Genomic DNA, 26,150 nt, shown 5'->3' with positions numbered 1-26,150 from the left:
TTTGTTCTGAAGAAGAATAACCCAAAGTTAAATTTTATTGAGAATAAGTGGAATAACATTATTCAGCACTAACGCCAATAAAAAACCAACAAAAAACGCAATAAAATTGATAACTAATAACCATTTGATGGCAATAATGATAAAAACCATCGTTAAAATAAACTTTATTGCTTCAGCACGATAAAGTGCAGTCAGTTTTGTTGAAAAATTTTGTTTTCTGTAAAAAATGATAAATATGAATGTACAAAAAGGCAAAAAGGCACTTAAAAAACCGTAGCCAAAATCTACCGCACTTTGGCGTTGCCATCCATAAATAAGCAAATAAAAAACTACAAGCAAAAGACTCTCAATAACAATAGCTTTTCTGTAGTTTTTTTTAGCGTGAGATAAAATGCGCGACATCACTTTTACAAAATAATTTTAGCCCGCCGATTATACCTTTGCTGGTTTTAGATTCAACTTAAAAACACATAAAAAGTGTTATATAAATCACACTTTTAGAAAATAATTTATTTATTAGTTACTTTTTAACGCAAAACGATTAAATGTCGCTCACCTATAAGTTCTGGAACATGTAGTTCAATCACTTCTTGAATAGTGTATTTTTCATTCAATTCATTAATTTCATCTTCCTGATAAGTACCTTTTAATGCATAAAAATATCCATTTTCTTTTGGTAAATGATGACACCAATCTGTCATATCTTTTAACGAAGCAAAAGCGCGACTTAATACGCCATCAAATTTATCTTCAGGTTGATATTCTTCTACTCGACTCAAAACAGGAGTTACATTAGTGAGCCCAAGCTCACGTATAGCATTTCGAATAAAACTAATACGCTTTCCTAAACTATCAAGGAGGACAAATTGCTTGGAAGGATTAATAATTGCCAAAGGTAAACCAGGCAAGCCAGGGCCAGTACCGACATCAATAAAACGATCCCCATGTAAATAAGGACTTACAACAAGACTATCTAAAATATGTTTGACTAACATTTCTTGTGGATCACGGACTGACGTCAAATTATAAGCTTTATTCCATTTATTGAGTAAATTGACCAGATCAATCAGCTGCTGAATTTGTTGATCACTTATTTTTATATTTGCTTGCGCAAGTAAACTAGCTAATTTGGCTTTCATATTTATTATCTCTTTAGAAAATTGCGCTATTTTACTTAAAAGTGCGGTGAAAATCTTTAGTGTTTTTTTACTTATAATAAGATTCCGTCTTAATTTATTTCTAACCAGTCTATTAACGCCAATATTTTTTTTAATAAAGAAAAAAGGACAGACACAATGTCTGCCCTTATAGGTAATATTTATTTACCACTCAAAGTTTACACCAGCGTTATAAGTTACACCACCACCTTGAGTAAAGACAACCCCTGCTTTGGTTGCAATATTTTGGTTATTATGTAACAAAACATACTGCTTTATCATTGAGAACGGCAAAAGGGGGAGATTTTTTGAAAGGCTAAGTAAAGATAGATCTTAGTAGATTAAAGATACGACGAGCTCCCTGTCTCATCATCGGCAGAAGTTATACACCCACGTAAAATAAAATACAATCGAAAAACATAAAAAATGTGATGGAGATCACATTTTCATTTATCAGGTTGATAATAAAAAATGCGGTGAATATTCACCGCACTTTGTAACATGGTAATATTTAGTTATCTTCAACTTTAGCCACCGTGCCTTTTACGGTGAGGCAAATTTCGGTTGAAATTAAATGTGCAAGAATAGAGGATAATGCCTCTAATTTTTCAAGGTTACCTTGGCCGTTATCATCAAAATAACCTTGCTCTTTCAAATTTGCAATAAACATAGAGAAGACGGCTTTATCAAAAAACTCCGGCGCGTTAATACCATGCAATACAGATAAACGCTGTGCGACAAGTTGACTTTCTTTTTCCAGTTCTGCACGTGAAATATCTGGTTGTTTTTGCAAAATTGTCACTGTAATGTAATAACGTTGCAAGATTTCACGCATTCCAGCAGACCAAAGTTGTAAAATACGTACTTTCGATTTATTGATAGATAAGAAATTATCATTAGAGTTAATCACCTGTTGGCGCGCAAATTCATCAATAATTTGATGAATTTGAGTTTTTAACTCTTCTTCACTAAAGTGCAAGAATAACTCGCCTTTTAAGAACGGATAAATCTTGCCGACAGCTTCGACTAATAAATCTTTTTGAATCGCCTCATAATGCAAAATGATGCTTGCAACTAAAGACGGCAAAACAAATAAGTGTTGAATATTATTGCGATAGTAAGTCATCAACACGGCTGATGCGCGTTCCAAACGCACAATTTCTCCGAAGTTATCCTTTTCGACTAACACGCCAACACGATCAAGCGTTAATACATGATTTAACATCATTTCAGGCGTAGCAGTGGGCAATACAACATCTACGGAATAAGGCACGTTTTGTAGTAATTGTTGGTAACTCGCCAGTTGTTCTAAAAGTTGCTCACGAGAAAGTGCACGTTGACGAGAAGACAATAATGCCGTTCCAACTAAATTCATTGCATTCACTGCTGCTGCTTTATTGATGTTCACCATTACTTGTTTTGATACAGAATCAACTGCAGGAGCAAACCATTGTGGTTTTTCTTCGTTGTTTTGCTCTTTCCAATCAGGGAAATGTTGGCTCAAATAGTTTGAAAGCGTAATTGGCTCACCAAAATTGACAAAGCCTTGTCCAAGATTACGCAATTTTTTAATTACACGGAGTACTAAACCCGCATTTTCTTTTTCTTTCGCCGCACCACGTAATTCTTTTGCGTAAGTATCCACTTCTAATACATGCTCATAGCCTACATAAACTGGAACAACAGAAATTGGACGAGTTTGATTATGTTGCAAGGCTTGAAGTGTCATCGACATCATACCTGTTTTTGGCGCAAGTAAACGGCCAGTGCGAGAACGACCACCCTCAATAAAATATTCTACCGAATAACCACGATGGAATAACTCTGATAAATATTCACGGAAAATGGAGGAATATAATCTGTTTCCTTTAAAAGTGCGACGAATAAAGAATGCCCCCCAACTGCGGAACATTCTACCCACAGGCCAGAAGTTTAAATTAATTCCTGCTGCGATATGCGGTGGAACAAGCCCTTGATGATAAAGCACATAAGAAAGCAATAGATAGTCAATGTGGCTGCGGTGGCAAGGAACATAAACAATCTCATGACCTTCAAGTGCTAATTTACGTACGCGATCTGCATTTTGCACATCAATACCAGAATAAAGTTTATTCCAAAGCCAACGTAAAAAACGATCAACGGCTCGTAAACTTGAATGGCTTACATCTGCAGCGATTTCATCCAAAATCTTATGCGCTTCTTTTTGCGCTTTTTCAATACTGATATTTTTCGATTTTGCTTCATCTTCAATCGCACGTTGAATCGCTTCTGATTGCAATAATTTATTAAACATAGCTTGGCGATTCGGTAAACGCGGGCCTGTGGCAGAAATACGCTGTTTAGCAAAATGCATTTTTGCAACTCGAGCCAGCTTTTGCGCAATTTTTTCATCAGAGCCATGCTCATTCACCATATAACGTAATGAAACAGCTTGAGAAAAACGTACAAAGGTATCACGTCCAAACCAAATAGCAGCAAAAGTTTTTTGCATGCCATTTAACAAACGCAAGTTAGGCAAGCCGGATTTATCTTCATGCCCAGGAGAACGCCCCCAAAGAACGGAGACTGGAATAAGTTGCACATCTAAACTCTCAGAAGTGCGGTGTAATTCGAGGTATTTATTGAAGATCGTGGTAGTTTCATCTTTCGCACCTTTCGATTTAAAAATACGACGTCCCTCATCTAAATACACATAACGAGGCAACTTCACACCATCAATTTCATTTTTCTCAGCAGGATCAGGCAAACCTAACGCCAAACAATTTCGACGGAAAATAACGAAATCGGTTTGAGAGGTATAAGGCAAAACATAAACAACAGGTTGGTGAATATTGAGGGAAAGCTCTTCTATCGGATTGGCTGGAATTGGATTATTTTTCACTAATACTGACAGAGGCAAGCTCAATAATTGACGATACATATTTACAAAATTTGCCATGATAAATTTTCTCTTTGTTGTAAATTTAAAATATTTTAACACATCCGATCTCAACCGCTTTAAAAAATTTGGTGGAAGAATGTGACCTAATACACAGATTTAAAAAATAACTATTGCAACTTCATGCAATCTGTATACAATACCAGTTATCTGTATTTAAAAACAGGAGTGTATATGAGACCATTAACAGCACGCCAACAAGAAGTGTTGGATTTATTAAAACGTCATTTAGAAACAACAGGCATGCCACCAACACGAGCCGAAATCTCTCGAGAATTAGGCTTTAAATCACCCAATGCTGCAGAAGAACATTTAAAAGCGCTTTCACGCAAAGGTGCGATTGAAATTATTCCAGGCGCATCTCGCGGTATCCGCATTTTAGACAATAGCGCAAATGAAGAATTTGATGGTTTACCACTCGTGGGGCGCGTAGCGGCTGGAGAACCTATTCTTGCAGAACAACATATCGAAGCAACTTATCGCGTAGATGCCGATATGTTTAAACCACAAGCCGATTTCTTACTCAAAGTTTATGGCCAATCCATGAAAGACATTGGTATCTTAGATGGTGATTTATTAGCTGTACATAGCACCAAGGATGTACGTAATGGACAAATTGTCGTTGCCCGTATTGAAGATGAAGTGACGGTAAAACGCCTTGAGAAAAAAGGTTCTATCATTTATCTACACGCAGAAAATGAAGAATTTGATCCAATCGTGGTAAATCTTGAAGAGCAAGAAAACTTTGAGATTGAAGGCATTGCCGTAGGGATCATTCGCAATAATGCTTGGATGTAATCTGAGTAAATTAGCGAATAAAGTGCGGTAAAAATTTCCTGTGTTTTACCGTACTTTTCTTAGTTTAAAATTCTGAATTTGCCATTCTTTTTACCGCTCTCTATAATGCAATCAATCTTGAATTTAAATAAAGGATGGAAAAATGCAGTTTTCCAAAATGCACGGATTAGGCAACGATTTTGTTGTAGTTGATGGTGTTACTCAAAATGTTTTTTTCACGTCAGAAACCATTCAACGCTTAGCTGATCGCCACCGTGGAATTGGCTTTGATCAGCTTTTGCTTGTTGAGCCACCTTATGATCCTGAACTCGACTTCCATTATCGCATTTTCAATGCCGATGGAAGTGAAGTTTCGCAATGCGGAAATGGTGCCCGCTGTTTTGCTCGTTTTGTGACATTAAAAGGGCTAACTAACAAAAAAGACATCGCGGTTAGCACGCAAAAAGGCAATATGGTTCTAACAGTAAAAGACGATAACCAAATTCGTGTGAATATGGGTGAGCCTATTTGGGAGCCAGCAAAAATTCCATTTACCGCAAATAAATTCGAGAAAAATTACATCCTACGCACGGATATTCAAACCGTCTTATGTGGTGCCGTTTCAATGGGCAATCCTCATTGTGTTGTACAAGTAGATGATATTCAAACCGCAAATGTTGAACAACTTGGTCCTTTGCTAGAAAGTCATGAACGCTTCCCCGAACGGGTCAATGCTGGTTTTATGCAAATCATCAATAAAGAGCATATTAAACTTAGAGTTTATGAACGCGGTGCAGGAGAAACGCAAGCCTGTGGAAGTGGCGCTTGTGCAGCTGTTGCAGTTGGAATTATGCAAGGTTTATTGAACAATCGAGTTCAAGTCGATTTGCCAGGCGGTTCATTAATCATTGAATGGGATGGCATTGGTCATCCACTTTATATGACTGGCGAAGCAACCCATGTATATGATGGTTTTATAACCCTTTAATCTTCTTATCCCCATCAAATTCTTAAAGATGGGGATTTTATTTTCAGCTCACGCAAACGTTTTCGTTTTGGTGTTTTTCCTTTATAATAGCCCGCAATTTTTACCTCAAACACAACTCAAAGGTACCCGTATGTTTCAAACTTTTCGTGGCTAACCCGCCCTTTCTGAATTCCGTATCCAAGGCTTAATGCAAAAATTCCAACAAAATCAATTGCCGGTGAAATCGGTTTATGCGGAATATTTGCATTTTGTGGAATTAAATCGACTGCTTGTTAGCGAGCAGGAAGCAAAATTAAAAGCGTTGTTACGTTATGGCCCAACCTTGGCAGAACACGATGCCAAAGGCGAAACTTTTATCGTGATTCCACGCGTTGGCACGATTTCTTCTTGATCTTCTAAAGCGACGGACATTGCGTATAATTGTGGTTTAAGTGAAGTGGAGCGTATTGAGCGTGGTTTGGCGTATTATTTTGAGTTAAGCCAACCGCTTGATGAAAAAACAACAGAAAAATTGACCGCACTTTTACACGACAGAATGATGGAAACGGTGGTGCGCAATCCGCAAGATGCGGAAATTTTATTCCGTCATCAAGATCCGAAACCGTTTAAAACCGTGGATATTTTAAAAGGCGGACGTGAAGCCTTGGTCACAGCTAACGTAGAATTAGGTTTAGCACTGGCCGAAGATGAAATTGATTATTTGGTGGAAAACTTCACCCAATTAGGGCGCAATCCGCACGATATTGAACTTTATATGTTCGCGCAAGCCAACTCTGCCAAATACCGCTACAACATTCCGATTGCTGAATCAAACCCAGATTGGGTGTTTGATGACTTTGCGAAGTTATTAGAGATTCTTTAATTTATTACATTATCTCGTTTTTTTATAAAAATAAAGCAAGCACTAAGCTTGCTTTATTATGTTAGGATTAAAACTAATTATTGTTTTTGTGCGCCGAATACGCCAATGTAAGAGGCTTTTTCATTTACATAACTACCAGCTAACTCACTAGCGTTATTTCCGTAGAAACGACCGACAGCTTCTGTACCTTCAGCAGTTTTACCGTGGAATTGGTTACCATCAATTTTCGCAGAAAGTTTAACCTCGTTGATATTGCCAAATGCTTTTCCATCATCTGGAGTAATAGTGCCTTCAAATGATTTATCAGCAAAATTTACATTAAATTTTGCGTTACTTAAGCGATACGTATCAATAGCTGAACCACTATTTGCGTAACCGTGTACACCTTGACCAACATAGGTAGCGCTACCACTAGTTGGCATATCGGTTGTAGGATTGATACCGTAAGAGACTAAGTAATAATTATTTAGGCTGTCCTCTGTAATTAATCCCCAACGTACATTTTTATATAATGAACCGTTAACTATGCGGGTAATATTGTTGGCCGTGATTTTGAGAACCTTTCCACCCCCCATCCCGGCAGGAATTATATCAATACTTTTACCTTCAACATCTAGCACATAAAGATTTGGATTGCCAGAAATGGATGCGGTTTGAATAGTTCCGCCTTTTTTAGGTATGATGAAACCAACATGTTTATCTGTGAGTGCTCGATTAGTATTACCACTTTGAGTATTAGGGTTTGATGGTTGAGCCACATTTTCAGTTGGAGTAGATTGGCTTGATGCTGTCTGATTGTTTGTAGATGTAGTAGTACTTGGTTGCTGAGTCATATTATTAGCAGTAGTACTTGGCTGACTTTGCTTAGTCTGATTGGTTGAGGCTGAAGCATTTGGATTACTACTACCACCGCCGCTGCTACCACACGCAGATAATACTAAAACGGCTAATGCTGTAGTACCAAATTTTAAAACATGATTTAAAGAAAACATACTAATATTCCTTATTGAAAAAGTAGACATAAAATACCTTCAAAGGTATCAGACTGGACTGTATCATTAGAAATTCAATTTGTCTATGAGTTAGTTAATTTTATAAGGTTAAGTGTTTTAATTTAAAAGTAAATTACAATACTTATATTTTCTTAAACTTCCCACCAAATTAACGCCCATTTACGTTGTCCGTGTTTTATTGGGTTGTTATTAGTTTGTTTTTGTTGATAGAATTGAGCCAAATCTTGTTTTTCTTTTTCAGTGAGATTGCCGAGAGAAAACTCCACAGAATTTAATAAATCCTCAAAGGTTTCACCTTGGAAATGGCCTGATTCGGTTTCAATAAAACTCACATTCGCGTGAATGCCTTTTTGGTAAAGGCGATTGACTAAATAAATATAAGTCGGAAAGCCCACATCATCACGACCAATGGCTTCAAATACACCTTCATCGAGAAAATGGCGTTGTGTCACCGAGGTTAAAAAGACGCGTTTTTTCGCCTTACTTTGTAGCTTTTCAATCATGTCATCTAAATCGTCCACAAGCGTCGAGCGAGAGGCGAGTATTACATCTGCTTGAGGTACATCATCCCAGTTATCCGACCATGATTTATGTAGAAGCGTAATATTATTCAGTTGATGCTTTTCTTTATATTGCTGAACCATCTCTAACATGCCTTGGCTGTAATCGAGGGCATACACAGCTTGGCATTGTTGGGCTAAAGGAATCACAAAGGTGCCGGGGCCACAGCCGATATCTAATACGGTTTCATTGGGTTGCACATTCATGGCTTTAAGCAACGTTTCGTTATAACGGCTTGGTTTGCCCACTAAGTTCTCAGCCATTTTAGGGGCTTTTTTATCCCACTTTGTTGGTGGAAGATTATAGTGATTACAGGCTTTTAGATGTTGTTGGTAGAGATCGTTGAAATTGATGTCGTTGATGATCATAGTGACGCCTCAAAGTGCGGTTAGTTTTTGGATTGTTTTTGAATTTACTTGATGATTATATGCTTTCTCTTACCTAAAATCATTGAAAATGATTGACGCAAACGTTTTCGTTTTGGTGTTTTTCCTTTATAATAGCCCGCGATTTTTACCTCAAACACAACTCAAAGGTACCCGTATGTTTCAAACTTTTCGTGGCTCACCCGCCCTTTCTGAATTCCGTATTCAAGGCTTAATGCAAAAATTCCAACAAAATCAATTACCGGTGAAATCAGTTTACGCGGAATACTTGCATTTTTTGGAATTAAATCGACCGCTTGTTAGCGAGCAGGAAGCAAAATTAAAAGCGTTGTTACATTACGGTCCAACTTTGGCAGAACATGAAGCCAAAGGCGAAACTTTTATCGTGATTCCACGTGTTGGCACGATTTCTTCTTGGTCTTCTAAAGCGACCGATATTGCGCATAACTGTAGTTTAAGTGAAGTGGAGCGTATTGAGCGTGGTTTGGCGTATTATTTTGAGTTAAGCCAACCGCTTGATGAAAAAACAACAGAAAAATTGACCGCACTTTTACACGACAGAATGATGGAAACCGTGGTGCGTCGTCCTGAAGATGCAGAGATTTTATTCCGACATCAAGATCCGAAACCGTTTAAAACCGTGGATATTTTGAAAGGTGGACGTGAAGCGTTGGTCACTGCTAACGTAGAATTAGGCCTGGCACTGGCAGAAGATGAAATTGATTATTTAGTGGAAAACTTTACCCAATTAGGGCGCAATCCACACGATATTGAACTTTATATGTTTGCGCAAGCTAACTCTGAACACTGCCGTCATAAAATCTTTAATGCAGATTGGATTATTGACGGCAAAAAACAGGATAAATCCCTGTTTAAAATGATTAAAAATACCTTTGAGAAAACCCCTGATTTCGTGCTTTCAGCCTATAAAGATAATGCAGCAGTAATGGAAGGCTCAAAAGTCGGCCGTTTCTTTGCAGATCAAGATGGGCAATATCGCTATCACAATGAAGAAGCGCATATCTTAATGAAAGTGGAAACCCACAACCACCCAACCGCAATTTCGCCATTCCCAGGTGCCGCAACAGGTTCGGGCGGTGAGATTCGTGATGAGGGGGCAACGGGTCGTGGTGCAAAACCAAAAGCAGGTTTAACGGGTTTCTCCGTATCAAACCTTATTATTCCAAACTTTGAACAACCTTGGGAAAATCCACTTTCTAAACCAAATCGTATTGCCTCAGCCTTAGATATTATGATTGAAGGCCCATTAGGGGGTGCTGCATTTAACAACGAGTTTGGTCGTCCTGCGTTATTGGGTTATTTCCGTACCTATGAAGAGAAAGTGAACAGCTTCAATGGCGAAGAAGTGCGCGGTTACCACAAGCCGATTATGTTGGCGGGCGGTATCGGTAACATTCGTGGCGAACACGTTCAAAAAGGCGAAATTCCAGTTGGTGCTAAATTGATCGTCTTAGGCGGCCCAGCGATGAACATCGGCTTAGGCGGTGGCGCAGCGTCTTCGATGGACAGCGGGAAATCAAAAGAAGATTTAGATTTTGCCTCTGTTCAACGTGAAAACCCAGAAATGGAACGTCGTTGCCAAGAGGTGATTGATCGCTGTTGGCAATTAGGTGATGAAAATCCAATTCTCTTTATTCACGATGTGGGCGCTGGCGGTTTATCCAATGCGATGCCTGAATTGGTGCATGATGGCGAACGTGGCGGTAAATTTGATTTACGCTCCATCCTTTGCGATGAAAAAGGCATGTCGCCATTAGAAATTTGGTGTAACGAATCGCAAGAACGTTATGTCTTAGCGGTTGCGCCAGAAAAACTCGAATTATTTACCGCACTTTGTGAACGTGAACGTGCACCGTTTGCGGTCATTGGTGAGGCAACGGAAGAGAAACATTTAACCTTGCACGATAGCCATTTCGGCAATAACCCAATTGATTTGCCAATGAATGTGTTATTAGGCAAAACCCCGAAAATGACACGCGAGGTTTCGTCAAAAACTGTCGAAAATCGACCGCTTGCAACAGAAAATATTCAATTAAAAGAAGCTTTCCATCGCGTATTACGCTTACCGGTGGTGGCAGAAAAAACGTTCTTAATCACTATTGGCGACCGTTCGGTAACCGGTATGGTGGCGCGCGATCAAATGGTTGGCCCATGGCAAATTCCGGTGTCTGATGTGGCCGTCACAACTGCATCATTAGACAGCTATCACGGTGAAGCCATGGCTATGGGTGAACGAGCACCTGTAGCGTTATTAGACTTTGGTGCTTCTGCACGTTTAGCGGTGGCTGAATCTATCACTAACATTGCGGGCACTAACATTGGCGATATTAAACGTATCAAACTTTCTGCAAACTGGATGTCTGCAGCGGGTCATGGTGGTGAAGACGCTGGCTTATATGAAGCGGTGAAAGCAGTCGGTGAAGAACTTTGCCCTGCGTTAGGCATTACCATTCCAGTGGGTAAAGACTCCATGTCGATGAAAACCACTTGGGAAGAAAATGGCGAGAAAAAATCGGTTACAGCTCCGCTTTCTTTAGTGATTTCAGCTTTTGCTCGTGTGGAAGATGTCCGCAAAACCGTGACACCTCAATTACGTACAGACAAAGGCGAAAGCCGTTTATTGTTGATTGATTTAGGCGAAAGAAAAAATCGCTTAGGCGCGACCGCACTTGCGCAAGTGTATAAACAATTAGGTGACAAACCAGCTGATGTGGTGAATGTCGCTAAACTGAAACACTTCTTTGATGCAATGCAAGCATTAGTAGCAGAGCGTAAATTATTGGCTTACCACGACCGTTCCGACGGTGGTTTAATTACCACCCTTGCAGAAATGGCATTTGCGGGTAACTGTGGCGTAGATGTGGATATTTCTGCATTAGGCGACAATGATTTAGCCGTGTTATTCAATGAAGAATTAGGTGCAGTGCTCCAAGTGTCAGAACGAGAATTAAGTGCCGTGAGTGAAGTATTAAAATCCCATGATTTGCTTGGTTTAACACATGAACTCGGCTATGTAACCTCAGAAGATCGTTTTGAAATCACGCGCGGCAGCAAAAAACTATTAAGCGAAAAACGCTCTGAATTACGCGGTATTTGGGCAGAGCTCACTCACCAAATGCAACGCTTACGTGATAACCCAGAATGTGCTGACCAAGAATTTGAAGCGAAAAAAGCAATAGACAATAAAGGTTTATCCGCTCACTTAACCTATGATGTGAATAAAGATATTGCTGCGCCGTACATCAGCAAAGGCGTGAAACCGAAAGTGGCCGTATTACGTGAACAAGGCGTAAACAGCCACGTTGAAATGGCAGCTGCTTTTGACTGTGCAGGCTTTGCGGCGATTGATGTTCACATGAGCGATTTAATGGTAGGTCGTTACAACTTAAACGACTTCAACGCGATGGTGGCCTGTGGTGGCTTCTCTTACGGTGACGTATTGGGCGCTGGCGGTGGCTGGGCGAAATCCATTTTATTTAACCCACAATTACGCGATCAATTCAGCCAATTCTTCGCCAATGAAAACACCCTTTCATTAGGCGTATGTAACGGCTGTCAATTTATCTCCACTCTTGCAGAAATTATCCCTGGTGCAGAAAACTGGCCACGTTTCGTGCGTAATAAGTCAGAACGCTTTGAAGCTCGTGCCGCGATGGTAAAAATTAACGATACCAACTCATTGTGGTTTAAAGGCATGGCAGGTTCACATATGCCGATTGCCGTTTCTCATGGTGAGGGTCGCGTAGAATTCAAAACTACTGAGAATTTGACCGCACTTCAAGCGCAAAACTTGATTGTGGCACAATATATCGACAGCCATTTAAATGTGACTGAAACCTATCCAGCTAACCCAAATGGCTCGGCATTAGGGATTACCGCAATTTCTAACGTTGATGGTCGTATTGCTGCGATGATGCCACACCCAGAGCGTGTATTCCGAGCTGTGAGTAACTCATGGTATCCAGAAAATTGGTCTGAAGATGGCGCATGGATGCGAATTTTTAGAAATGCGAGAATAAATTTCAAATAATGTGAAATTACTCACAGAAAATTAATACAGAATAAGAGATACTGGGCGAGTCAGTATCTCTTTTTTATACTGAACAATGCTTGGATATTTTGTCCGTAATATCAATTGAACTATATGAGGAGTTCTTAATGAGTAGTTTAGTGACATTACTAGCTAATATTGTTGCACCATTGCAACGTCAATTTATTAACTTGATCCGCATTGCTATTTGTGTAGTGATGGTCTGGATTGGTGGCTTAAAAGTTTGCCAATATGAGGCAGATGGTATCGCACATTTTGTGTCAAATAGCCCTTTTTTAAGCTTCCTTTATAAAAATGGAGCGAACATGGTAGAAAATGATAAGGGTGTTTTAGTAAAAGAATATACCTTATATAAAAACCCTGAAGGCAAAATGGTCGCAAAAAATATTGAGTGGCATAAAGCTAATGGTACCTATACAGCTTCTTATATTATTGGCGCGATGATCGTAACCATTGGTATTTTAGTATTAGCGGGGATTTGGTCTCCAACACTTGGACTATTTGGAGGCTTACTCACGTTTGGTATGTCGATAGTCACGCTGTCATTCCTAATATTTACGCCAGAAACCTGGGTGCCGAATTTAGGCGGGGACTTCCCAACACCTAATTATGGCTTCCCATATCTCTCAGGTGCTGGCCGACTCGTGATTAAAGATATTATTATGATGGCAGGCGGTTTAGTTGCTGCAGCAGAATGTGCGAAACGCTATTTAAATAATAAAAAACAATTTGCTTAATTGCGTTATTTTAAAAGGCTTGCTGGGAGAAACAGCAAGCTTTTTTGTTATTAAGAGATACAAACCAATAACAAAGAAAGGAGACTGAATTCAAAACTTTTGAAAATTTGACCGCACTTCAAGCCCAAAACTTGATTGTGGCGCAGTATATCGACTGTCATTTAAATGTAACTGAAACCTACCCAGCCAACCCAAATACTTCGGCATTAGGGATTACCGTGATTTCTAAAGTGGACGGTCATATTGCTGCAATGATGCCACACCCTGAGCGTGTATTCCGTGCCGTGAGCAACTCATGGTATCCTGAAGATTAGTCTGAAGATGGCGCTTGGATGCGAATTTTTAGATTTACTTGATACAATGGTTCATGAGGGAACAAGTGGAGGACCAGTTATTGATCTAGAAACGGGATATATTTTTGCAATCATTCTTGTTTTAACCGTATTGAAATTGCATAAAACAGATGGGGATCATTTGAGAAAAAAAGTGTAATAAAGAGTTATTTTTGTGATGCTTTTTGTATTTGAGAATAATTTGCATTGAAATAGTTGAGTAAAAGTGTCAGAATTAGGACATCTAATTCAAAACACAGAAGGAGACTTGTTATGAAAAAAGTGTTATTAGCCTCATTACTCAGCTTTGGTATTGCCTCTATTGCACAAGCAGATATTGGTGTAGTAAAAGATGGCTTCGGTAAAATTATGCAAACGGAACAGTTTACCGTGGTGAAAAAAGCTTTGAAGAAAGGAGAGCAACTAAAACGTCATAACCACGAAGGCGATAGTGTGATTTTTACCGTACTAAGCGGAAAAATGAATGTGGTATTGAATGACAATGAAAAACATGAAATCAACGTAGGGCAAGTGCTTAACTTTGATGGAAAATACTTTATTCAAGGCGAAGCTGCGGAGGACTCAGTCATTATGGTGACATTAGTTGAGGTAGATGATGCCCCACATAAGCATCATCACGATCACAAACACTAATTAAAGCAAAAGCGGTTCAAAATGGTAAAACTTTTACCAAATTGAACCGCTTGTTGAGCTGCACCCCAAAACCTGGACACCTAATTTGAGGTGCAGGTTATGTCCTACTCTTATCAATTTCGTTTGAAAATTATCAAACTCGTTACCGAACAGGATTATGGTATCCGTGAGGTGGCTAAACTTCATCAAATTTCCCACGCTCTCGTTATTTATTGACTAAAAGCATTTCGGGAAAGAGGGCTTGATGGCGTTCGCCTTATACACCCCTTCAAACACCGAAAATAGTGAAGCCAAAAATGAAAAAGAAAGACATTGAAATTCCAGAAACCACAGACTTTTCACCTAAAGCGTTTAAAAAGCTGCAGCGAGAACTCGCCTTGGCTCGAGCGGAGATTGCTTACCTAAAGGAGTTGGAGAAGCTCGACCGTCAAAAACAACGACAGAAAAAAGAAAAATCATTGAAAGATTGAAGCCGGACCACGCGTTAAATGATTTACTTCATGTAGCTAAAATGCCTCGCTCAAGCTTTTACTATAAAGAGATTAAGCGAAATTATCACGAGGTAAAAGAGGCTATCTTATCGCTGTATAAAAAGAACAGAAAACGAGATAGTTATCGCCCCATGACGTTTAAATTACGCCAAATGGGTTTTAATTTGAATCATAAAACGGTGTTAAAGCTGATGAACGAGTTAAGTATTCATTCCATTTTACGCAAAAAAAGACATGGAAAACGTGGAAAAACATCGCATATTGCCCCGAATTTGCTGAATCATGATTTTACAGCAACAGCACTCAATCAAAAATGGGTAACGGATGTAACGGAATTTCATGTTGGGCAAGAAAAGCTTTATTTTTCACCGTTGATGGACTTGGCTAACCGAGAAATTATTGCCTATAACTTTTCAACACGCCCCAAATTTTCATTGGTGAAAAAGATGTTAGCACAAGGACTTAGTCGGCTTAAACCGACAGAATGCCAAATTATTCATAGCGACCAAGGTGTATTGTATGGCACGGCGGAATGGGGGAAAATGTTGGAGGGTAAAGCGGTGCAAAGTATGAGTCGCCGAGGAAATTGCTACGATAATGTAATGATTGAAATTTTTTTTGCGATATTAAAATCAGAGTGTTTTTACTCACGGACTTATCATTCAATTGCTGAATTACAGGCTGAAATTGAAGAATATTTAGTGTATTACAACCAAAAACGAATTAAACTTGGTTTCAAAGGATTGAGCCCAGTACAATACAGAGCTCAATATTTAAGTTAACTAACCTGTCCAACTTTTGGGGAGCAGATCACTTTTATTACTTTTACTTACGTATTATTTTTGTTTTTCCAAAAACTCAACGCCAGTATTTGGGAAGTTGGTAAATACACAAGTTGCGCCAGATTTTATTCAATAACGCATCGTGCATTTGATTTACGTCAGTGAAGAACTGATAAAGTATTTTTACACACGTTGTATGGGAGCAATTACACTTTGTATTGTTCGAGCTCTTCACTTGGTTATTTACTTCATTGAAGTTAGTTATATATCAGTAAAATGTTTCCTTATAAATCAAAAACGTTTTTATCGCGTAGGATATGATCGTTTCCTCTGCGACGTAAAAAACCCATTCTATCGAAATATTCCATCAGTTGAACGGTAAGTTTGCGCCCGAAATTCAATTTATCACGTACTTCATTTACGGATACTTTTCCCTTTTCTTCTGCGATTTGTTTGATGAGTCTTGCATAAGTATAGATGGTTTCAGTTAAGAAAAATCTATCTTTCACGATTGGCGTGAGGTAACCCAGTTTCCCTGCTTTATACATAAAATTACGCATAATTGATTCATCAATAGCGAGCGCATTCGCCATATCTCGTACCCAAATTGCTTGACCGTTTGCTTTTTCAAACTCGTTTAATACATCTGTCCAACGTGATTTTTCTTCAGTATTAAACTGAATTTTATGCTCTGGTAGATGAATCCAGCCACGCGTTTGTTGTAATCGTCCATCATCAAGCATTTCATCAATAAAATGATTGATCAAGTTTTCAGGCTGGTTTAAAGCGGCCATTCGGTAGAGACGAGCTTTGCTTACACCAAGTTGATCATTATGTTGCTCGTGATAGGTATTAAGTGCGGTTAAAATTAGTTGTATTTTTTCTTTTTTGTAGTTTGTATTAAAGCACCAATCTTGATAGCGAACAGCGCTACGTTCGGTAAGTGCATAATCTAGTTGTTTATTTGTGAGTTGTTCTATCCACATCAGTTTATGAGCTGATATTGCATTATGTTGAAGGATGAATGCAATTCGTTGGGCTGTATTTTCAGCAAGCGCTAAATTTGCCAAGAAGCTTAATCGACCCTCTGTTCGTTTATGGCGTTTGGGTGAATCAATTTCTAATATGCGCGCACCTGCAATTAACGATTTAGCATCACCACTGCGTAAAATAAGTTTGTCTCCGAAAGCCAAGAATAAAGGTGAATCTAATATGATTTCAGCCAAAGTGCGGTCATTTTTAGCGGCATTTTTTCCTTGTAATAAGGTGAGCTTACCCGTAGTGCGACTCGCTCCGTGATAAATATGCACAGGTTGGCTTTCATTTAATGGTACTTCAGCCAAAATTTGTACACTGATGCGATCTGTTGGTGGAAGTGGCTCATTCTGCAATAACCAATCACCTCGTTTCATTGGTGTGCGGTCTAAATCAGCATTTAAATTTAGCGCTAAACGTTGCCCCGCAATACCTTGTTCGCTTGATGTATTTTGCGCGTGAATCGCTTTTATACGAACTTTCTGTCCTGTGGAAAGGTAAATTTCATCGTTGACTTTCACTGTTCCTGAAAAGGATGTGCCTGTCACTACAGTACCCGCCCCTTTTACGCTGAATACTCGGTCTATTGCGTAGCGGAATGGTTTCAGGGTATCAGCTAATTCAGGTAGATTAGCTAAGTAATGACGCAATTCACTGATGCCTTGTCCTGTTTCTGCTGAGGTAACGAAGTAGTTAGCATCGCGTAAAAAACTATAATCTTGTTTAATTGCTTGGATTAACGATTCAATTTGCTCTGAATTTGTACGATCTGCTTTTGTGATGACAACAATAATTTCGTGGAATTGAAGCTGGCGTAATATCGCTAAATGTTCTTTTGTTTGCGCTGCAACGCCTTCATCCGCAGCGACAATTAACATTGCATAATGCACGCCACCTAAGCCCGCCAGCATATTTGACAAGAATTTCTCGTGCCCAGGTACATCAATAAAGCCTAGAACTTTGTTTTCTAAAGGCAGATAGGCATATCCCAAATCAATGGTCATTCCGCGTTTTTTTTCTTCTGGTAAATGGGCGGTACTTGTGCCAGTTAATGCTTTTAATAATGCTGTTTTGCCGTGATCAACGTGACCTGAAGTAACAATAATCATAGTTCATCCAATGTATTTAATAATGTTTCAATATCCGCAAGGCTACGTAAATCTAGCCAAATTTTTCCGTTTTCCATTCGCCCAATAATAGGTTGAGAAAGTTGTTTAAAACGAGCTGAAAGTACGGAAAGTTTTACGTTTGTTTTTTCTGCAATAGTGACAGCCACAGAAGGGATTCTTTCCATCGGTTGTGATCCACTACCGATTTGTGCTTGGCTATCTTCAATTTGAATCTCAAATTGTGAATTTAAGCGAGATTCTAACCGCTCTTTGAGACGCGTAGCATTTATTTTGAGTTGTTCTAATGGCTGCGTGAGTAAGCGCAGAGTTGGTAATTTTTCAGTTAATTTTTCAGGATTTAAATATAAACGTAATGTGGCTTCTAAGCCGGCTAAAATGACTTTATCGCAACGTAATGCACGCTTGAGAGGATGGGCTTGTAATTGTTCGATCCATTCTTTTTTACCCACAATAATGCCTGCTTGCACACCGCCAAGCAATTTATCGCCAGAGAAAGAGACCAAATCTACACCTTGGGCAACTTTTTCTTGCACGGTCGGTTCTTTTGGCAAGCCATATTGGCTTAAATCAACTAACGCACCACTGCCTAAATCCGTTACTACGGGTACCTTCATTTCTCGGCCTAATTCCGCAAGCTCTTCTTCTGAAACTGAAGAGGTAAAACCACAAATTTGATAATTGCTGCTATGCACTTTCATTAAAAAAGCCGTATTTTCAGTGATAGCATTACGATAATCTTTCAGGTGAGTACGATTAGTGGTGCCCACTTCCACTAAATGGCATCCAGCTTGCTCCATAATATCTGGAATACGAAATGCACCGCCGATTTCAATTAATTCGCCACGAGAAATAATAACTTCTTTACCTTGAGCAAAGGTTGCCAGCATTAACAATACCGCAGCGGCGTTGTTATTCACTATACAGGCTGCTTCAGCACCTGTGAGTTTGCATAATAATTCACTGATGTAATTATCGCGATGACTACGCTTACCTTCATCTAAATCATATTCAAGCGAAACATTTTTTTGCATCGCAGAAAGCGCTGCCTGTTGTGCTGCTTCAGACCAAAGTGCCCGTCCAAGATTTGTGTGTAACACCGTGCCAGTCAGATTATGCACCGCTTTGATTTGTACTTGGTTCTGTCTTTGTAGGCGAGAATGAATTTCTACAAAAGTGCGGTCAAAATTAGAAAAATATTCAGGAAGTTGATTATTTTTTTGAATAAATTGACGAGCTTGTGTTAATAATTCTCGACATGTTGCCACGACTGCTGTGTGACCAAATTCGGTAATGAGTTGTAATCCTTGAGGTGTTTTGAGAATTTTATCAACGGAAGGAAGTTGTTGAAAAAGTGCGGTCATTTTTGAATCCGTTTAAAATAACGTTGAATTGCCGATTAATTTACGCTAAAGTAACCTCAATTTCAACCACGGAAGGTCGTCATCTCCGGTGAGGTGGCAGGACTTCAAATCCTGTTGGGGACGCCAGCGTTCCCGGGTGGGTTCAACTCCCATGACCTTCCGCCAATCTATATAAATCCGCATAGATTCACTTAAATATCTCATCTTACAAGTAGGTAGCCCCATGTTTTCCGGAGAAACATTTCAACAACATACGCCTGATGCATAAGGCTATGTTTGTTTATTTACAAGGGTTCGCACGTTTTGAAAAGTAAAAGCTACATAATAACCTACACTTATGTAGCTTTTATTGCTAAGAAATGAGACTATTCTAGAGGGTGAATAAATGGTTCAATAATTCTAGTTATATCTTGCCATTTCCCCCAATCTATATCAAGGATATATTTACTTTTACAATATTCCATAGTTTCATTGATCTTATGTCTCCAATATTTAGATGAACCATTCATAGTATCTAAATAACAATCTATAGCTCTTGGGAGACTCTTTTCTTGCTCTAAGAAAGGTAAAAAATCTCTAAATCTAGATTTTACATATTTCTTACTATAAATATCCACTTTATTAAATGGGTTTTTTAGATTAGATATTGATAAAAGCGAAAAAAACTCCTTTGGTTTTATTCTAAGTTCTAATCTTGTTATTCGTTTATCTATATCGTTTTCTTTTACAGAAATTATATCATCATCCTCAACCTTAATATCCTCGTATAATTTAGCTTTTTCATATACTAACAAGTAAAATTCTGAGCGTTTTGATCCTACACTATAATTATTTTTACAATCATCTTTATTATGTATAAATCTTATTCCTTTTCTTGATTTTGGTATGGAAAAATAATAGTTAGAAATAAAACTATTGCCATGTATATCAACAGTAATATCTATTCTTGTTATTCTGCTTTTTGATAATAACTTATTAACTATATTTTTTCCAATGCAATCTATTAACCATTTTACAAAATTATAAATTGAATCTACATTTCCATATTGTGGTGATAACTCAAATCTAATGCCATAAATTTTTTTATTACTCAAAAATAAATAAGATATGACTATATAAAATTCTGGATTATTAATTTCTATAATTTTCATACTGTATTTATAATGTTTATCCTTTACATTCTCAATTTTATAATTTGATGATATTTCTTTTCTTAAAAAATTAAATCTATCACAGATATTCTTATATTCTATTTCATTATCTATGTATGAAATGAAAGATAATTTATCTATTCCCATATATAGAGGTTTATCTTTGAATTTACCTACATATATAAAATTATTACATCTGTATATACAATTTTTATTTAATAATACTGTTTTATTCATATTTATTACCTCCATTAAGTAATAAATATGCTTGTAGTGTGCTAATAGAGTTACTAGGACTTGAATCGTTTTTACATCCTCTACTTACAATCCATTCATCAATCTCATCCTCTAGCCATGCAACCGCTCTTAATGAAAGTTTCTTCGGTTGTGGAAATCCAGAAGTTTTTATTAATCTATATATCGTGGATTTTGATAACGTTGTTTTTGCCATTACTTGGCTAAGTTTAATCAGTTTCATTAGGAACCTCACTTAGTTACCAAAGAGCAGAATTACTCTTTGCGAGGCTCTCTTTACAAAAGTTAAAATCTAGCCATTAATCTACTGACAGTCAGTTTTATTTTTTATAAACTTACTGACTGTCAGTTTATAAAAAATATTGTTGATAATTAGTTATTTTGAGGTGTTAAAAATGCATAGAAATTTGAGTGGACAAACAATCCAGCAAAAGAAAAATAGTGAAGAACAACAACGTAGAAGAGCTTCTATCAAGGAGCGTTTTCCTAAGACTGTTACATTCCATACTTATGAGGATATTGAGGAAAAAATAGCTAAACAACAATTCAAGATTAAAAAAGCCTTTGAATTAGCAGAGGAACAAATAAGAGAAGTTGAGATAAAATCTCTGGCTATTACCTATTATGTTTATATTTCTGGAAATAAAGAAAAATCAAGAATATTAAGAAAAATCTATCGAAATGTAACTAAGAAAACTATGACATTAGATAAATTACTAAAGCTATTAGATAAAAACTACCCCTTTAAAGAAAAGAAATGGGATAGAGAAATTTTACTTGATTATTTATTCTTTAGGGAGAAAGGATATATAAAATAGAGAATTCGGTAAAATTTCTGAAATTTTTACGGTATTTATACCGCAACTGTCAAAAAGAGATAATTTTTCATTATCGTAACCTTTTATTAAACTCCAGTGATAATTGGTCGAAAATAATACTATTGCATTAGATTGTTTTTTTAAGTGAGAAGATATAAGTGAAGGGATTTTTGAATGTAGTCTTATATTGGGATGTTCTATTTTTATCTGCTTATGTATTTTAACGGTATGATTTAATAGATATTTCATTTGGTTAAGATCTAATCCATTAGTGAGTAGATCATAAATACTCCAGTTATTCATATAAGCTAAAAGTAGCTGGTTAAACAATGGTTTTCGTTTAATTTTCTTATTTGATACAAAATAGACTGCATTTATTATGCTATAAATACCACATAAGCAGTCTAATTCTCCCTGTTGTAATGCTTTCATTTAAATCAAAAAATATATTATATATCAATATATTAACATATTTTATAGTATCTACAAAATGGTCTCTAGGAAGACTAATAGACCTCGTTTTTTGTCCGCACTTAGCCTATCTAAGTGAGTATAAAGCCTATCTCTAATACTATCTTCCGCAACAGGAATAAATTTTCGTTTATTATTAGTTTTTTGATCTGATATACAATCAATAAAAAACCAACCAATCTCTGTATTCAATGCTGTCGCTATTCCTACTAAATGAGCCACATTAATCTTATTTTCACCTCGTTCATAACGAGAAAGTTGTTGTTGAGCAATGCCTATTTGCTCGGAAAGTTCCGCAGCACTAAATCCAAGTTCTTTTCGCTTTTGTTGAATTCGTTTCCCTATAAATCTATCGGTTTCTGTTACTGAAAGTTTCGACATTACCTAGCCTTAAAATCATCTTTTATAGCTATTTTGTAACTGTTTTACTCCTTTAAAAATATCGGTTATAGTATCTTTAAATAATTTTACCTATTTAAGGATTTATTTATGCAACATTCATTTACATTAATTCATTGGTATGGACCTTTTGAGCTTTCTGAAGTGATTGAATCAGATTGGGGAAAAGAGAGAGGGCTCTATTTATTCACAGGCAAACGAAAAGAAGATACAGAAAGCCAAATTCAGTATTGTGGTATTGCAGTACAATCCTATGCTTCTCGATTTAAAGCACACCATAAATACTGGAAAATTGAGAATGAGAAGAAAGTTTGGTTAGGATTAATTGAATCTACACCTTATCCAAATATGAATGGAGCTTATTTAGCTTACCTGAAAGAGCCTGAACGTTTACTGACATATTATCTACAAGCTCCATTAAATAGCAAAAATCGTACTTTACAACCAAGACCTATGACTGTGATTAATTATTGGTTTGATAAAAATGGAACTCTTAGACAAAAACGAAACCATGTTGCTCAACAAAATATGCCAAGCGTAGTATCCTGGGATGGTGAACAATGGCATTTAGGCGATCTAAAAATTTATCTAGATGAAGAGGAATAATTAGCTATGCAATTAGATGATATGGATATTACTTGTGAATATCTAGAGTATTTAGATGATAGTAATCAATCATATTGGGGAGAATCCCTACCTTGTTGGGTTAAATATAATAGTAAAACAAATATATTGAGTATCAAGTTTGAATACGAACAAGAAGAAAATGAACCTACAACTTATGTGTGGTTTAGCGGTGCAGTTAATACTTTTACTAATCCCTATACAGTTGAGTTAGTATCAAATAAACCTGATGTAACAAAAGAAACCATATGGCTAGAAATAATGAATGATGATGAAGATTGGTATTTTGAAGGTTTAATTACTGATCCTTATACAGAAAATATTGAAGGCATATTGATAAATAAAGTTGAGAAGAGAACTATTTTTATCAATCAAGTTTAGCTTTAATGAAGGTACGTAGAGTTTTAGTAGATATCTAATTTGGAAATATATGCAAAAATCTCATTCATTACTATTACCCAAAGATTTATTGTCTAACCACTATAATGTGAATTTGTCTGATATAGAGAAAGCTCTAGCTAAATTTGGTATTAAGAATGCAAAAATTAAGAGTAAGGCTGGTTCTATTGGTATTAACTATCGTATTGAAGCAAAATTTTTAAATGTAGAAAAACTTCTAGATTCTAAAAAATGGGCTAAGTTATTGAATATTCAATCTATTAGAATCACAAAAGATGATTTGGATATATTATGCCTAGAAGTACCATATAGTAATCATCAAATAATTTCACTAAAAGGAATAATTAATTCTGAAGAATTTGTGAATACTAATATAAAACTACCTGTTGCTTTAGGTACTGATACAAAAGGTAATCCTGTAGTGATTGATTTAGCCAAATCCTCTCATTTGTTGATAGACAGTATGAGTGGAGCAGACAAATCTGTCTGTATTAATACCATTCTTATTAGCTTATTATTTAGATTTAGGGCAGATCAGATTAATTTTATGTTAATTGATCCAAAAGTTGTTGAACTATCGATTTACAATGATATTCCTCATCTAATTACTCCTATCATCACTGATATGAAAAAAGCAGAACAAGCATTATCGTGGTGTATTAATGAAGTTAAACGTCGTTATCACTTATTTTCTATTTTGAAGGTGAGTGACATTAGTAGCTTTAATGAAAAAATTGATGAATATGAGAATCTTGGAATGCCGATTCCAGATCCAACTTGGAGAATTGGTGATACATTGGATTTAATTCCTCCGATATTGAAAAAGTTGAGTTGTATAGTAACTATTATTGATGAGTTTGCTGATTTAATGATAGTTGGTGGTAGACAGGTAGAAGAAAGCATTATACATATCTTAAATAAAGCTCATCTAGTAGGTATTCATTTGGTTCTCGCAACACAAAAATTCTCTAGTGATGTCATAACTTCCCTTATTAAAGCTAATATTCCTAGCCATATCACATTGACTGTTGCTAGCGATGTCAATTCTGAGTTTATTCTTAAGGAAAAAAGGGCTGTGCCCTTATTAGAGGCGAGGGATATGCTTTATTCAGAAATAGGATTATCTTCTATCACTCATGTTCATGGTGCATTTGTGAGTAATGATGAAATCGTTAATGTAACTGATTTTTGGCGAAATCAAGGTAAACCGCAATACGTCAAAGATATTTTTGCTACGGAAATTCCTTATATACCTCGCAGAATAGAGAGTGTCCTAGATCCTTTATTTGAAGATATACGAAAATTTGTAATTGAAACTGGAACAGTATCGATTGCAGGGATAATGCGTAAATTTAATATTGACTTTATACGAGCTGTAGAAATAATGGATATACTTGAAATAAATGGCGTGGTATCCAAGCTATCTGAAACATATAGGAGAGAGTTGCTTGTAACAAAAAAATAAAGAAATAGGCAGAAAACTGCCTATTTTTTATGTTATAAGTAAATCGTCTAAATAATCAGCCCATTTTTGTAGCCAAAGTCGACATTCTTTGTCATAGGTATGCAAATTATAAGTCCCTTCAATACCTTTCTTAGAGTGTCCTAAAATCGCTTCGCCAACTTCATTTGGACAGCCTAATCTAGCTAATCCAGTGCGAACTGTTCTGCGTAGATCATGTGGTGACCAGTGCTCAATATCTAGCATTATTCCCTTTTTTCTAAGGGTCCAAGTTCTTTCTGTAAGATATTTTTGCTGAATAGGCTTTTCTTGTAGCCGCATTTGAAAGAGATATTTAGTTGATTTATCAAATGTCTTGATTAGTTCTGTAGCTTGATTAGATAATTGAACATAACGAGATGTACCGGTTTTAGTTTCCCTAAGAAAAATAGTTTTCATCTCTAGATCAATATCGGCCCAAGAAATGGCACAAATTTCTCCTGTTCGACAACCTGTAAGTAATGTTAATAGAAAAACATTTTGAATTTTTTTAGTTAAACTTGAAGTTTTAAGCCATTTTAAAAATATACTTAATTCACGCTGATCAAACGCTCTAGTTCCTTTATTATTAGTAAGCCTAACAGTTGTCATTTTTAGTGTTTCTTTCGCTAATAATGCAGGATTTACAAAATTTTCATCAAATTTATCTAATCCAATAGCAAAACGATACGCTGCTATCCATTCTCTAAGAACATTACCTGCTTGAACACTTGCACCTCGCTCATTAACAATACTTGTAATGTGTTCTGCTATATCTTTTCTTGTAATTGATGAAGCTAGTCTAGCTCCAAATGGAATAACAACATCATTGTATAATGTACGCCTAACTTCATCTTGTCCTTTAGGTTTTCTTGCTCCAACTATTAAACGACCATTTTCACTATAGTGATCTTCAATATATTGCGACAAGTAAAGTTCAACAAGATCTTTAACATAAAAGAGTTTTTGAGTTTCTTTCTCTGCTTGTTCTTTCTTAAATTCTTTTAATTCAGCGGCAGGACAACGACCAGATAATCGAATATTCTTCAATTCTTTTAATTGTTTTCTAGCTTCAGATAAGCTAATTTGAGGATATGAACCTATTTTGACTTAAGTGAGTTTTTTAGTTATAGGGCTAGAATATCTATAAAAAAATGTTTTTATACCAGTTTTACCACAAGTTACCCTTAGACCTGAATACTCACCAATATCAGCTTTATCAAAATCTTTAGGCTTCATCATTTCAATAGTTTTCGTAGTTAATGGCTTTTTCATAG

At 36.8% G+C, this 26,150-nt stretch carries 25 protein-coding genes, 1 tRNA gene and 3 pseudogenes; 15 read left to right on the top strand and 14 right to left on the bottom strand.

Going from position 1 to position 26,150, the window contains the following annotated elements; all coding sequences use genetic code 11:
* Nucleotides 1-27 precede the first annotated feature (27 nt).
* The 3 genes from FE813_RS02670 to plsB all read right to left on the bottom strand — a co-directional run bounded on the left by FE813_RS02670 (nucleotide 28) and on the right by plsB (nucleotide 4,095).
* Nucleotides 28-402 (bottom strand): ATP synthase subunit I, encoded by a 375-nt coding sequence (locus tag FE813_RS02670; RefSeq protein ID WP_048953129.1) that lies wholly within the window; start codon nucleotides 400-402, stop codon nucleotides 28-30.
* 125 nt (nucleotides 403-527) lie between these two features.
* Entirely contained in the window at nucleotides 528-1,139 is a 612-nt protein-coding gene (gene rsmG, locus FE813_RS02665) for a 16S rRNA (guanine(527)-N(7))-methyltransferase RsmG (RefSeq protein ID WP_139989358.1), read from the bottom strand.
* 529 nt (nucleotides 1,140-1,668) lie between these two features.
* Complete coding sequence (plsB, locus tag FE813_RS02655) at nucleotides 1,669-4,095, bottom strand: glycerol-3-phosphate 1-O-acyltransferase PlsB (RefSeq protein ID WP_139989357.1); 2,427 nt, start codon at nucleotides 4,093-4,095, stop codon at nucleotides 1,669-1,671.
* Nucleotides 4,096-4,269: 174 nt separating this feature from the next.
* Here plsB and lexA point away from each other — a divergent pair, with 174 nt between their 5' ends.
* The 3 genes and pseudogenes from lexA to FE813_RS02640 form a co-directional block, all read left to right on the top strand.
* Nucleotides 4,270-4,893: a transcriptional repressor LexA gene (gene lexA / locus FE813_RS02650; RefSeq protein WP_005632942.1), complete on the top strand. Its 624-nt coding sequence runs from the start codon at nucleotides 4,270-4,272 to the stop codon at nucleotides 4,891-4,893.
* Between the two features lie 142 nt (nucleotides 4,894-5,035).
* Entirely contained in the window at nucleotides 5,036-5,860 is an 825-nt protein-coding gene (dapF, locus tag FE813_RS02645) for a diaminopimelate epimerase (protein WP_118813884.1), read from the top strand.
* A 187-nt stretch (nucleotides 5,861-6,047) separates the two neighbouring features.
* Nucleotides 6,048-6,692, top strand: a pseudogene (locus FE813_RS02640) (phosphoribosylformylglycinamidine synthase family protein); the annotation flags it as partial.
* Between the two features lie 107 nt (nucleotides 6,693-6,799).
* On the opposite strand, the gene FE813_RS02630 reads toward FE813_RS02640, so the two are convergent.
* Both FE813_RS02630 and FE813_RS02625 read right to left on the bottom strand, forming a co-directional pair.
* Complete coding sequence (locus FE813_RS02630) at nucleotides 6,800-7,714, bottom strand: transferrin-binding protein-like solute binding protein (protein ID WP_180978668.1); 915 nt, start codon at nucleotides 7,712-7,714, stop codon at nucleotides 6,800-6,802.
* A 152-nt stretch (nucleotides 7,715-7,866) separates the two neighbouring features.
* Nucleotides 7,867-8,664: a class I SAM-dependent methyltransferase gene (locus tag FE813_RS02625; RefSeq protein ID WP_139989355.1), complete on the bottom strand. Its 798-nt coding sequence runs from the start codon at nucleotides 8,662-8,664 to the stop codon at nucleotides 7,867-7,869.
* A 175-nt stretch (nucleotides 8,665-8,839) separates the two neighbouring features.
* Here FE813_RS02625 and purL point away from each other — a divergent pair, with 175 nt between their 5' ends.
* The 7 genes and pseudogenes from purL (at nucleotide 8,840) to FE813_RS02590 (ending at nucleotide 15,750) form a co-directional block, all read left to right on the top strand.
* Entirely contained in the window at nucleotides 8,840-12,733 is a 3,894-nt protein-coding gene (purL, locus tag FE813_RS02620) for a phosphoribosylformylglycinamidine synthase (protein ID WP_139989354.1), read from the top strand.
* Nucleotides 12,734-12,861: 128 nt separating this feature from the next.
* Nucleotides 12,862-13,491: a YkgB family protein gene (locus FE813_RS02615; RefSeq protein ID WP_139989353.1), complete on the top strand. Its 630-nt coding sequence runs from the start codon at nucleotides 12,862-12,864 to the stop codon at nucleotides 13,489-13,491.
* Between the two features lie 86 nt (nucleotides 13,492-13,577).
* Nucleotides 13,578-13,805 (top strand): annotated as a pseudogene (locus tag FE813_RS02610) (phosphoribosylformylglycinamidine synthase subunit PurQ); the annotation flags it as partial.
* Between the two features lie 291 nt (nucleotides 13,806-14,096).
* Entirely contained in the window at nucleotides 14,097-14,477 is a 381-nt protein-coding gene (locus tag FE813_RS02600) for a cupin domain-containing protein (protein WP_005639069.1), read from the top strand.
* A gap of 99 nt (nucleotides 14,478-14,576) precedes the next feature.
* A complete protein-coding gene (locus FE813_RS10905; RefSeq protein ID WP_459562309.1) occupies nucleotides 14,577-14,693 on the top strand; it encodes a transposase in 117 nt (38 codons plus the stop codon).
* 80 nt (nucleotides 14,694-14,773) lie between these two features.
* The gene (locus FE813_RS10770; protein WP_006719834.1) at nucleotides 14,774-14,947 is read left to right on the top strand and encodes a hypothetical protein; all 174 of its coding nucleotides are present in this window, start codon (nucleotides 14,774-14,776) and stop codon (nucleotides 14,945-14,947) included.
* Nucleotides 14,944-15,750 carry an IS3 family transposase gene (locus FE813_RS02590; protein WP_180978667.1) on the top strand — a complete coding sequence of 269 codons (807 nt, stop codon included), beginning with the start codon at nucleotides 14,944-14,946 and terminating at the stop codon, nucleotides 15,748-15,750. The genes FE813_RS10770 and FE813_RS02590 overlap by 4 nt, the downstream gene beginning before the upstream one ends.
* Before the next feature lie 54 nt (nucleotides 15,751-15,804).
* On the opposite strand, the pseudogene FE813_RS10625 reads toward FE813_RS02590, so the two are convergent.
* The 3 genes and pseudogenes from FE813_RS10625 to selA form a co-directional block, all read right to left on the bottom strand.
* Nucleotides 15,805-15,983 (bottom strand): annotated as a pseudogene (locus tag FE813_RS10625) (glycerophosphodiester phosphodiesterase); the annotation flags it as partial.
* 51 nt (nucleotides 15,984-16,034) lie between these two features.
* Nucleotides 16,035-17,894 (bottom strand): selenocysteine-specific translation elongation factor, encoded by a 1,860-nt coding sequence (gene selB, locus FE813_RS02580; RefSeq protein WP_139989350.1) that lies wholly within the window; start codon nucleotides 17,892-17,894, stop codon nucleotides 16,035-16,037.
* Complete coding sequence (selA, locus tag FE813_RS02575; RefSeq protein WP_139989349.1) at nucleotides 17,891-19,276, bottom strand: L-seryl-tRNA(Sec) selenium transferase; 1,386 nt, start codon at nucleotides 19,274-19,276, stop codon at nucleotides 17,891-17,893. The genes selB and selA overlap by 4 nt, the downstream gene beginning before the upstream one ends.
* A gap of 70 nt (nucleotides 19,277-19,346) precedes the next feature.
* On the opposite strand from selA, the gene FE813_RS02570 reads away from it, so the two are divergent.
* Nucleotides 19,347-19,441 (top strand) — tRNA-Sec (locus FE813_RS02570).
* Nucleotides 19,442-19,641: 200 nt separating this feature from the next.
* Here FE813_RS02570 and FE813_RS02565 read toward each other — a convergent pair.
* Together FE813_RS02565 and FE813_RS02560 are read right to left on the bottom strand one after the other, a co-directional pair.
* Nucleotides 19,642-20,664 carry a hypothetical protein gene (locus FE813_RS02565; protein WP_139989348.1) on the bottom strand — a complete coding sequence of 341 codons (1,023 nt, stop codon included), beginning with the start codon at nucleotides 20,662-20,664 and terminating at the stop codon, nucleotides 19,642-19,644.
* Nucleotides 20,657-20,905 carry an AlpA family transcriptional regulator gene (locus FE813_RS02560; RefSeq protein ID WP_005638429.1) on the bottom strand — a complete coding sequence of 83 codons (249 nt, stop codon included), beginning with the start codon at nucleotides 20,903-20,905 and terminating at the stop codon, nucleotides 20,657-20,659. The genes FE813_RS02565 and FE813_RS02560 overlap by 8 nt, the downstream gene beginning before the upstream one ends.
* Before the next feature lie 172 nt (nucleotides 20,906-21,077).
* Between FE813_RS02560 and FE813_RS02555 the strand changes: the two genes are divergently transcribed.
* Nucleotides 21,078-21,500 carry a hypothetical protein gene (locus FE813_RS02555; RefSeq protein ID WP_139989347.1) on the top strand — a complete coding sequence of 141 codons (423 nt, stop codon included), beginning with the start codon at nucleotides 21,078-21,080 and terminating at the stop codon, nucleotides 21,498-21,500.
* On the opposite strand, the gene FE813_RS02550 is transcribed toward FE813_RS02555, so the two are convergent.
* Together FE813_RS02550 and FE813_RS02545 are read right to left on the bottom strand one after the other, a co-directional pair.
* Nucleotides 21,468-21,932, bottom strand: coding sequence for a hypothetical protein (locus FE813_RS02550; RefSeq protein WP_139989346.1), 465 nt, complete (start codon nucleotides 21,930-21,932; stop codon nucleotides 21,468-21,470). The genes FE813_RS02555 and FE813_RS02550 overlap by 33 nt on opposite strands.
* Nucleotides 21,933-21,983: 51 nt before the next feature.
* Nucleotides 21,984-22,352: a helix-turn-helix domain-containing protein gene (locus FE813_RS02545; RefSeq protein ID WP_111696185.1), complete on the bottom strand. Its 369-nt coding sequence runs from the start codon at nucleotides 22,350-22,352 to the stop codon at nucleotides 21,984-21,986.
* A gap of 108 nt (nucleotides 22,353-22,460) precedes the next feature.
* Here FE813_RS02545 and FE813_RS02540 point away from each other — a divergent pair, with 108 nt between their 5' ends.
* Genes FE813_RS02540 through FE813_RS02530 form a run of 3 tightly spaced genes read left to right on the top strand, consistent with a single transcriptional unit; the run spans nucleotide 22,461 to nucleotide 24,858 of the window.
* Nucleotides 22,461-22,976, top strand: coding sequence for a hypothetical protein (locus FE813_RS02540; protein WP_032827201.1), 516 nt, complete (start codon nucleotides 22,461-22,463; stop codon nucleotides 22,974-22,976).
* Between the two features lie 6 nt (nucleotides 22,977-22,982).
* Nucleotides 22,983-23,375, top strand: a complete 393-nt coding sequence (locus FE813_RS02535) for a hypothetical protein (protein ID WP_111696184.1) — start codon at nucleotides 22,983-22,985, stop codon at nucleotides 23,373-23,375.
* A 49-nt stretch (nucleotides 23,376-23,424) separates the two neighbouring features.
* Nucleotides 23,425-24,858 (top strand): FtsK/SpoIIIE domain-containing protein, encoded by a 1,434-nt coding sequence (locus FE813_RS02530; RefSeq protein WP_111696183.1) that lies wholly within the window; start codon nucleotides 23,425-23,427, stop codon nucleotides 24,856-24,858.
* Nucleotides 24,859-24,885: 27 nt separating this feature from the next.
* Here the strand turns inward: FE813_RS02530 and FE813_RS02525 are convergent, their stop codons facing one another.
* The gene (locus tag FE813_RS02525) at nucleotides 24,886-25,923 is read right to left on the bottom strand and encodes a tyrosine-type recombinase/integrase (protein WP_235898364.1); all 1,038 of its coding nucleotides are present in this window, start codon (nucleotides 25,921-25,923) and stop codon (nucleotides 24,886-24,888) included.
* 60 nt (nucleotides 25,924-25,983) lie between these two features.
* Nucleotides 25,984-26,148 (bottom strand): integrase, encoded by a 165-nt coding sequence (locus FE813_RS10620; protein ID WP_258038568.1) that lies wholly within the window; start codon nucleotides 26,146-26,148, stop codon nucleotides 25,984-25,986.
* Between the last annotated feature and the right edge of the window lie 2 nt (nucleotides 26,149-26,150).

Origin of the sequence: Haemophilus seminalis (genome assembly GCF_006384255.1) — a bacterium.
GTDB classification, from domain to species: Bacteria; Pseudomonadota; Gammaproteobacteria; order Enterobacterales; family Pasteurellaceae; genus Haemophilus; species Haemophilus seminalis.
Note: the sequence above shows the minus strand (reverse complement) of the source record. Positions and strands in the feature narration are given on the sequence as shown.

Bases quoted from the DNA above. Each gene is read 5' to 3' on its own strand.
- FE813_RS02670 (WP_048953129.1), bottom strand. From the start codon at position 402: ATGTCGCGCATTTTATCTCACGCTAAAAAAAACTACAGAAAAGCTATT.
- rsmG (WP_139989358.1), bottom strand. From the start codon at position 1,139: ATGAAAGCCAAATTAGCTAGTTTACTTGCGCAAGCAAATATAAAAATA.
- plsB (WP_139989357.1), bottom strand. From the start codon at position 4,095: ATGGCAAATTTTGTAAATATGTATCGTCAATTATTGAGCTTGCCTCTG.
- lexA (WP_005632942.1), top strand. From the start codon at position 4,270: ATGAGACCATTAACAGCACGCCAACAAGAAGTGTTGGATTTATTAAAA.
- dapF (WP_118813884.1), top strand. From the start codon at position 5,036: ATGCAGTTTTCCAAAATGCACGGATTAGGCAACGATTTTGTTGTAGTT.
- FE813_RS02630 (WP_180978668.1), bottom strand. From the start codon at position 7,714: ATGTTTTCTTTAAATCATGTTTTAAAATTTGGTACTACAGCATTAGCC.
- FE813_RS02625 (WP_139989355.1), bottom strand. From the start codon at position 8,664: ATGATCATCAACGACATCAATTTCAACGATCTCTACCAACAACATCTA.
- purL (WP_139989354.1), top strand. From the start codon at position 8,840: ATGTTTCAAACTTTTCGTGGCTCACCCGCCCTTTCTGAATTCCGTATT.
- FE813_RS02615 (WP_139989353.1), top strand. From the start codon at position 12,862: ATGAGTAGTTTAGTGACATTACTAGCTAATATTGTTGCACCATTGCAA.
- FE813_RS02600 (WP_005639069.1), top strand. From the start codon at position 14,097: ATGAAAAAAGTGTTATTAGCCTCATTACTCAGCTTTGGTATTGCCTCT.
- FE813_RS10905 (WP_459562309.1), top strand. From the start codon at position 14,577: ATGTCCTACTCTTATCAATTTCGTTTGAAAATTATCAAACTCGTTACC.
- FE813_RS10770 (WP_006719834.1), top strand. From the start codon at position 14,774: ATGAAAAAGAAAGACATTGAAATTCCAGAAACCACAGACTTTTCACCT.
- selB (WP_139989350.1), bottom strand. From the start codon at position 17,894: ATGATTATTGTTACTTCAGGTCACGTTGATCACGGCAAAACAGCATTA.
- selA (WP_139989349.1), bottom strand. From the start codon at position 19,276: ATGACCGCACTTTTTCAACAACTTCCTTCCGTTGATAAAATTCTCAAA.
- FE813_RS02565 (WP_139989348.1), bottom strand. From the start codon at position 20,664: ATGAATAAAACAGTATTATTAAATAAAAATTGTATATACAGATGTAAT.
- FE813_RS02560 (WP_005638429.1), bottom strand. From the start codon at position 20,905: ATGAAACTGATTAAACTTAGCCAAGTAATGGCAAAAACAACGTTATCA.
- FE813_RS02555 (WP_139989347.1), top strand. From the start codon at position 21,078: ATGCATAGAAATTTGAGTGGACAAACAATCCAGCAAAAGAAAAATAGT.
- FE813_RS02550 (WP_139989346.1), bottom strand. From the start codon at position 21,932: ATGAAAGCATTACAACAGGGAGAATTAGACTGCTTATGTGGTATTTAT.
- FE813_RS02545 (WP_111696185.1), bottom strand. From the start codon at position 22,352: ATGTCGAAACTTTCAGTAACAGAAACCGATAGATTTATAGGGAAACGA.
- FE813_RS02540 (WP_032827201.1), top strand. From the start codon at position 22,461: ATGCAACATTCATTTACATTAATTCATTGGTATGGACCTTTTGAGCTT.
- FE813_RS02535 (WP_111696184.1), top strand. From the start codon at position 22,983: ATGCAATTAGATGATATGGATATTACTTGTGAATATCTAGAGTATTTA.
- FE813_RS02530 (WP_111696183.1), top strand. From the start codon at position 23,425: ATGCAAAAATCTCATTCATTACTATTACCCAAAGATTTATTGTCTAAC.
- FE813_RS10620 (WP_258038568.1), bottom strand. From the start codon at position 26,148: ATGAAAAAGCCATTAACTACGAAAACTATTGAAATGATGAAGCCTAAA.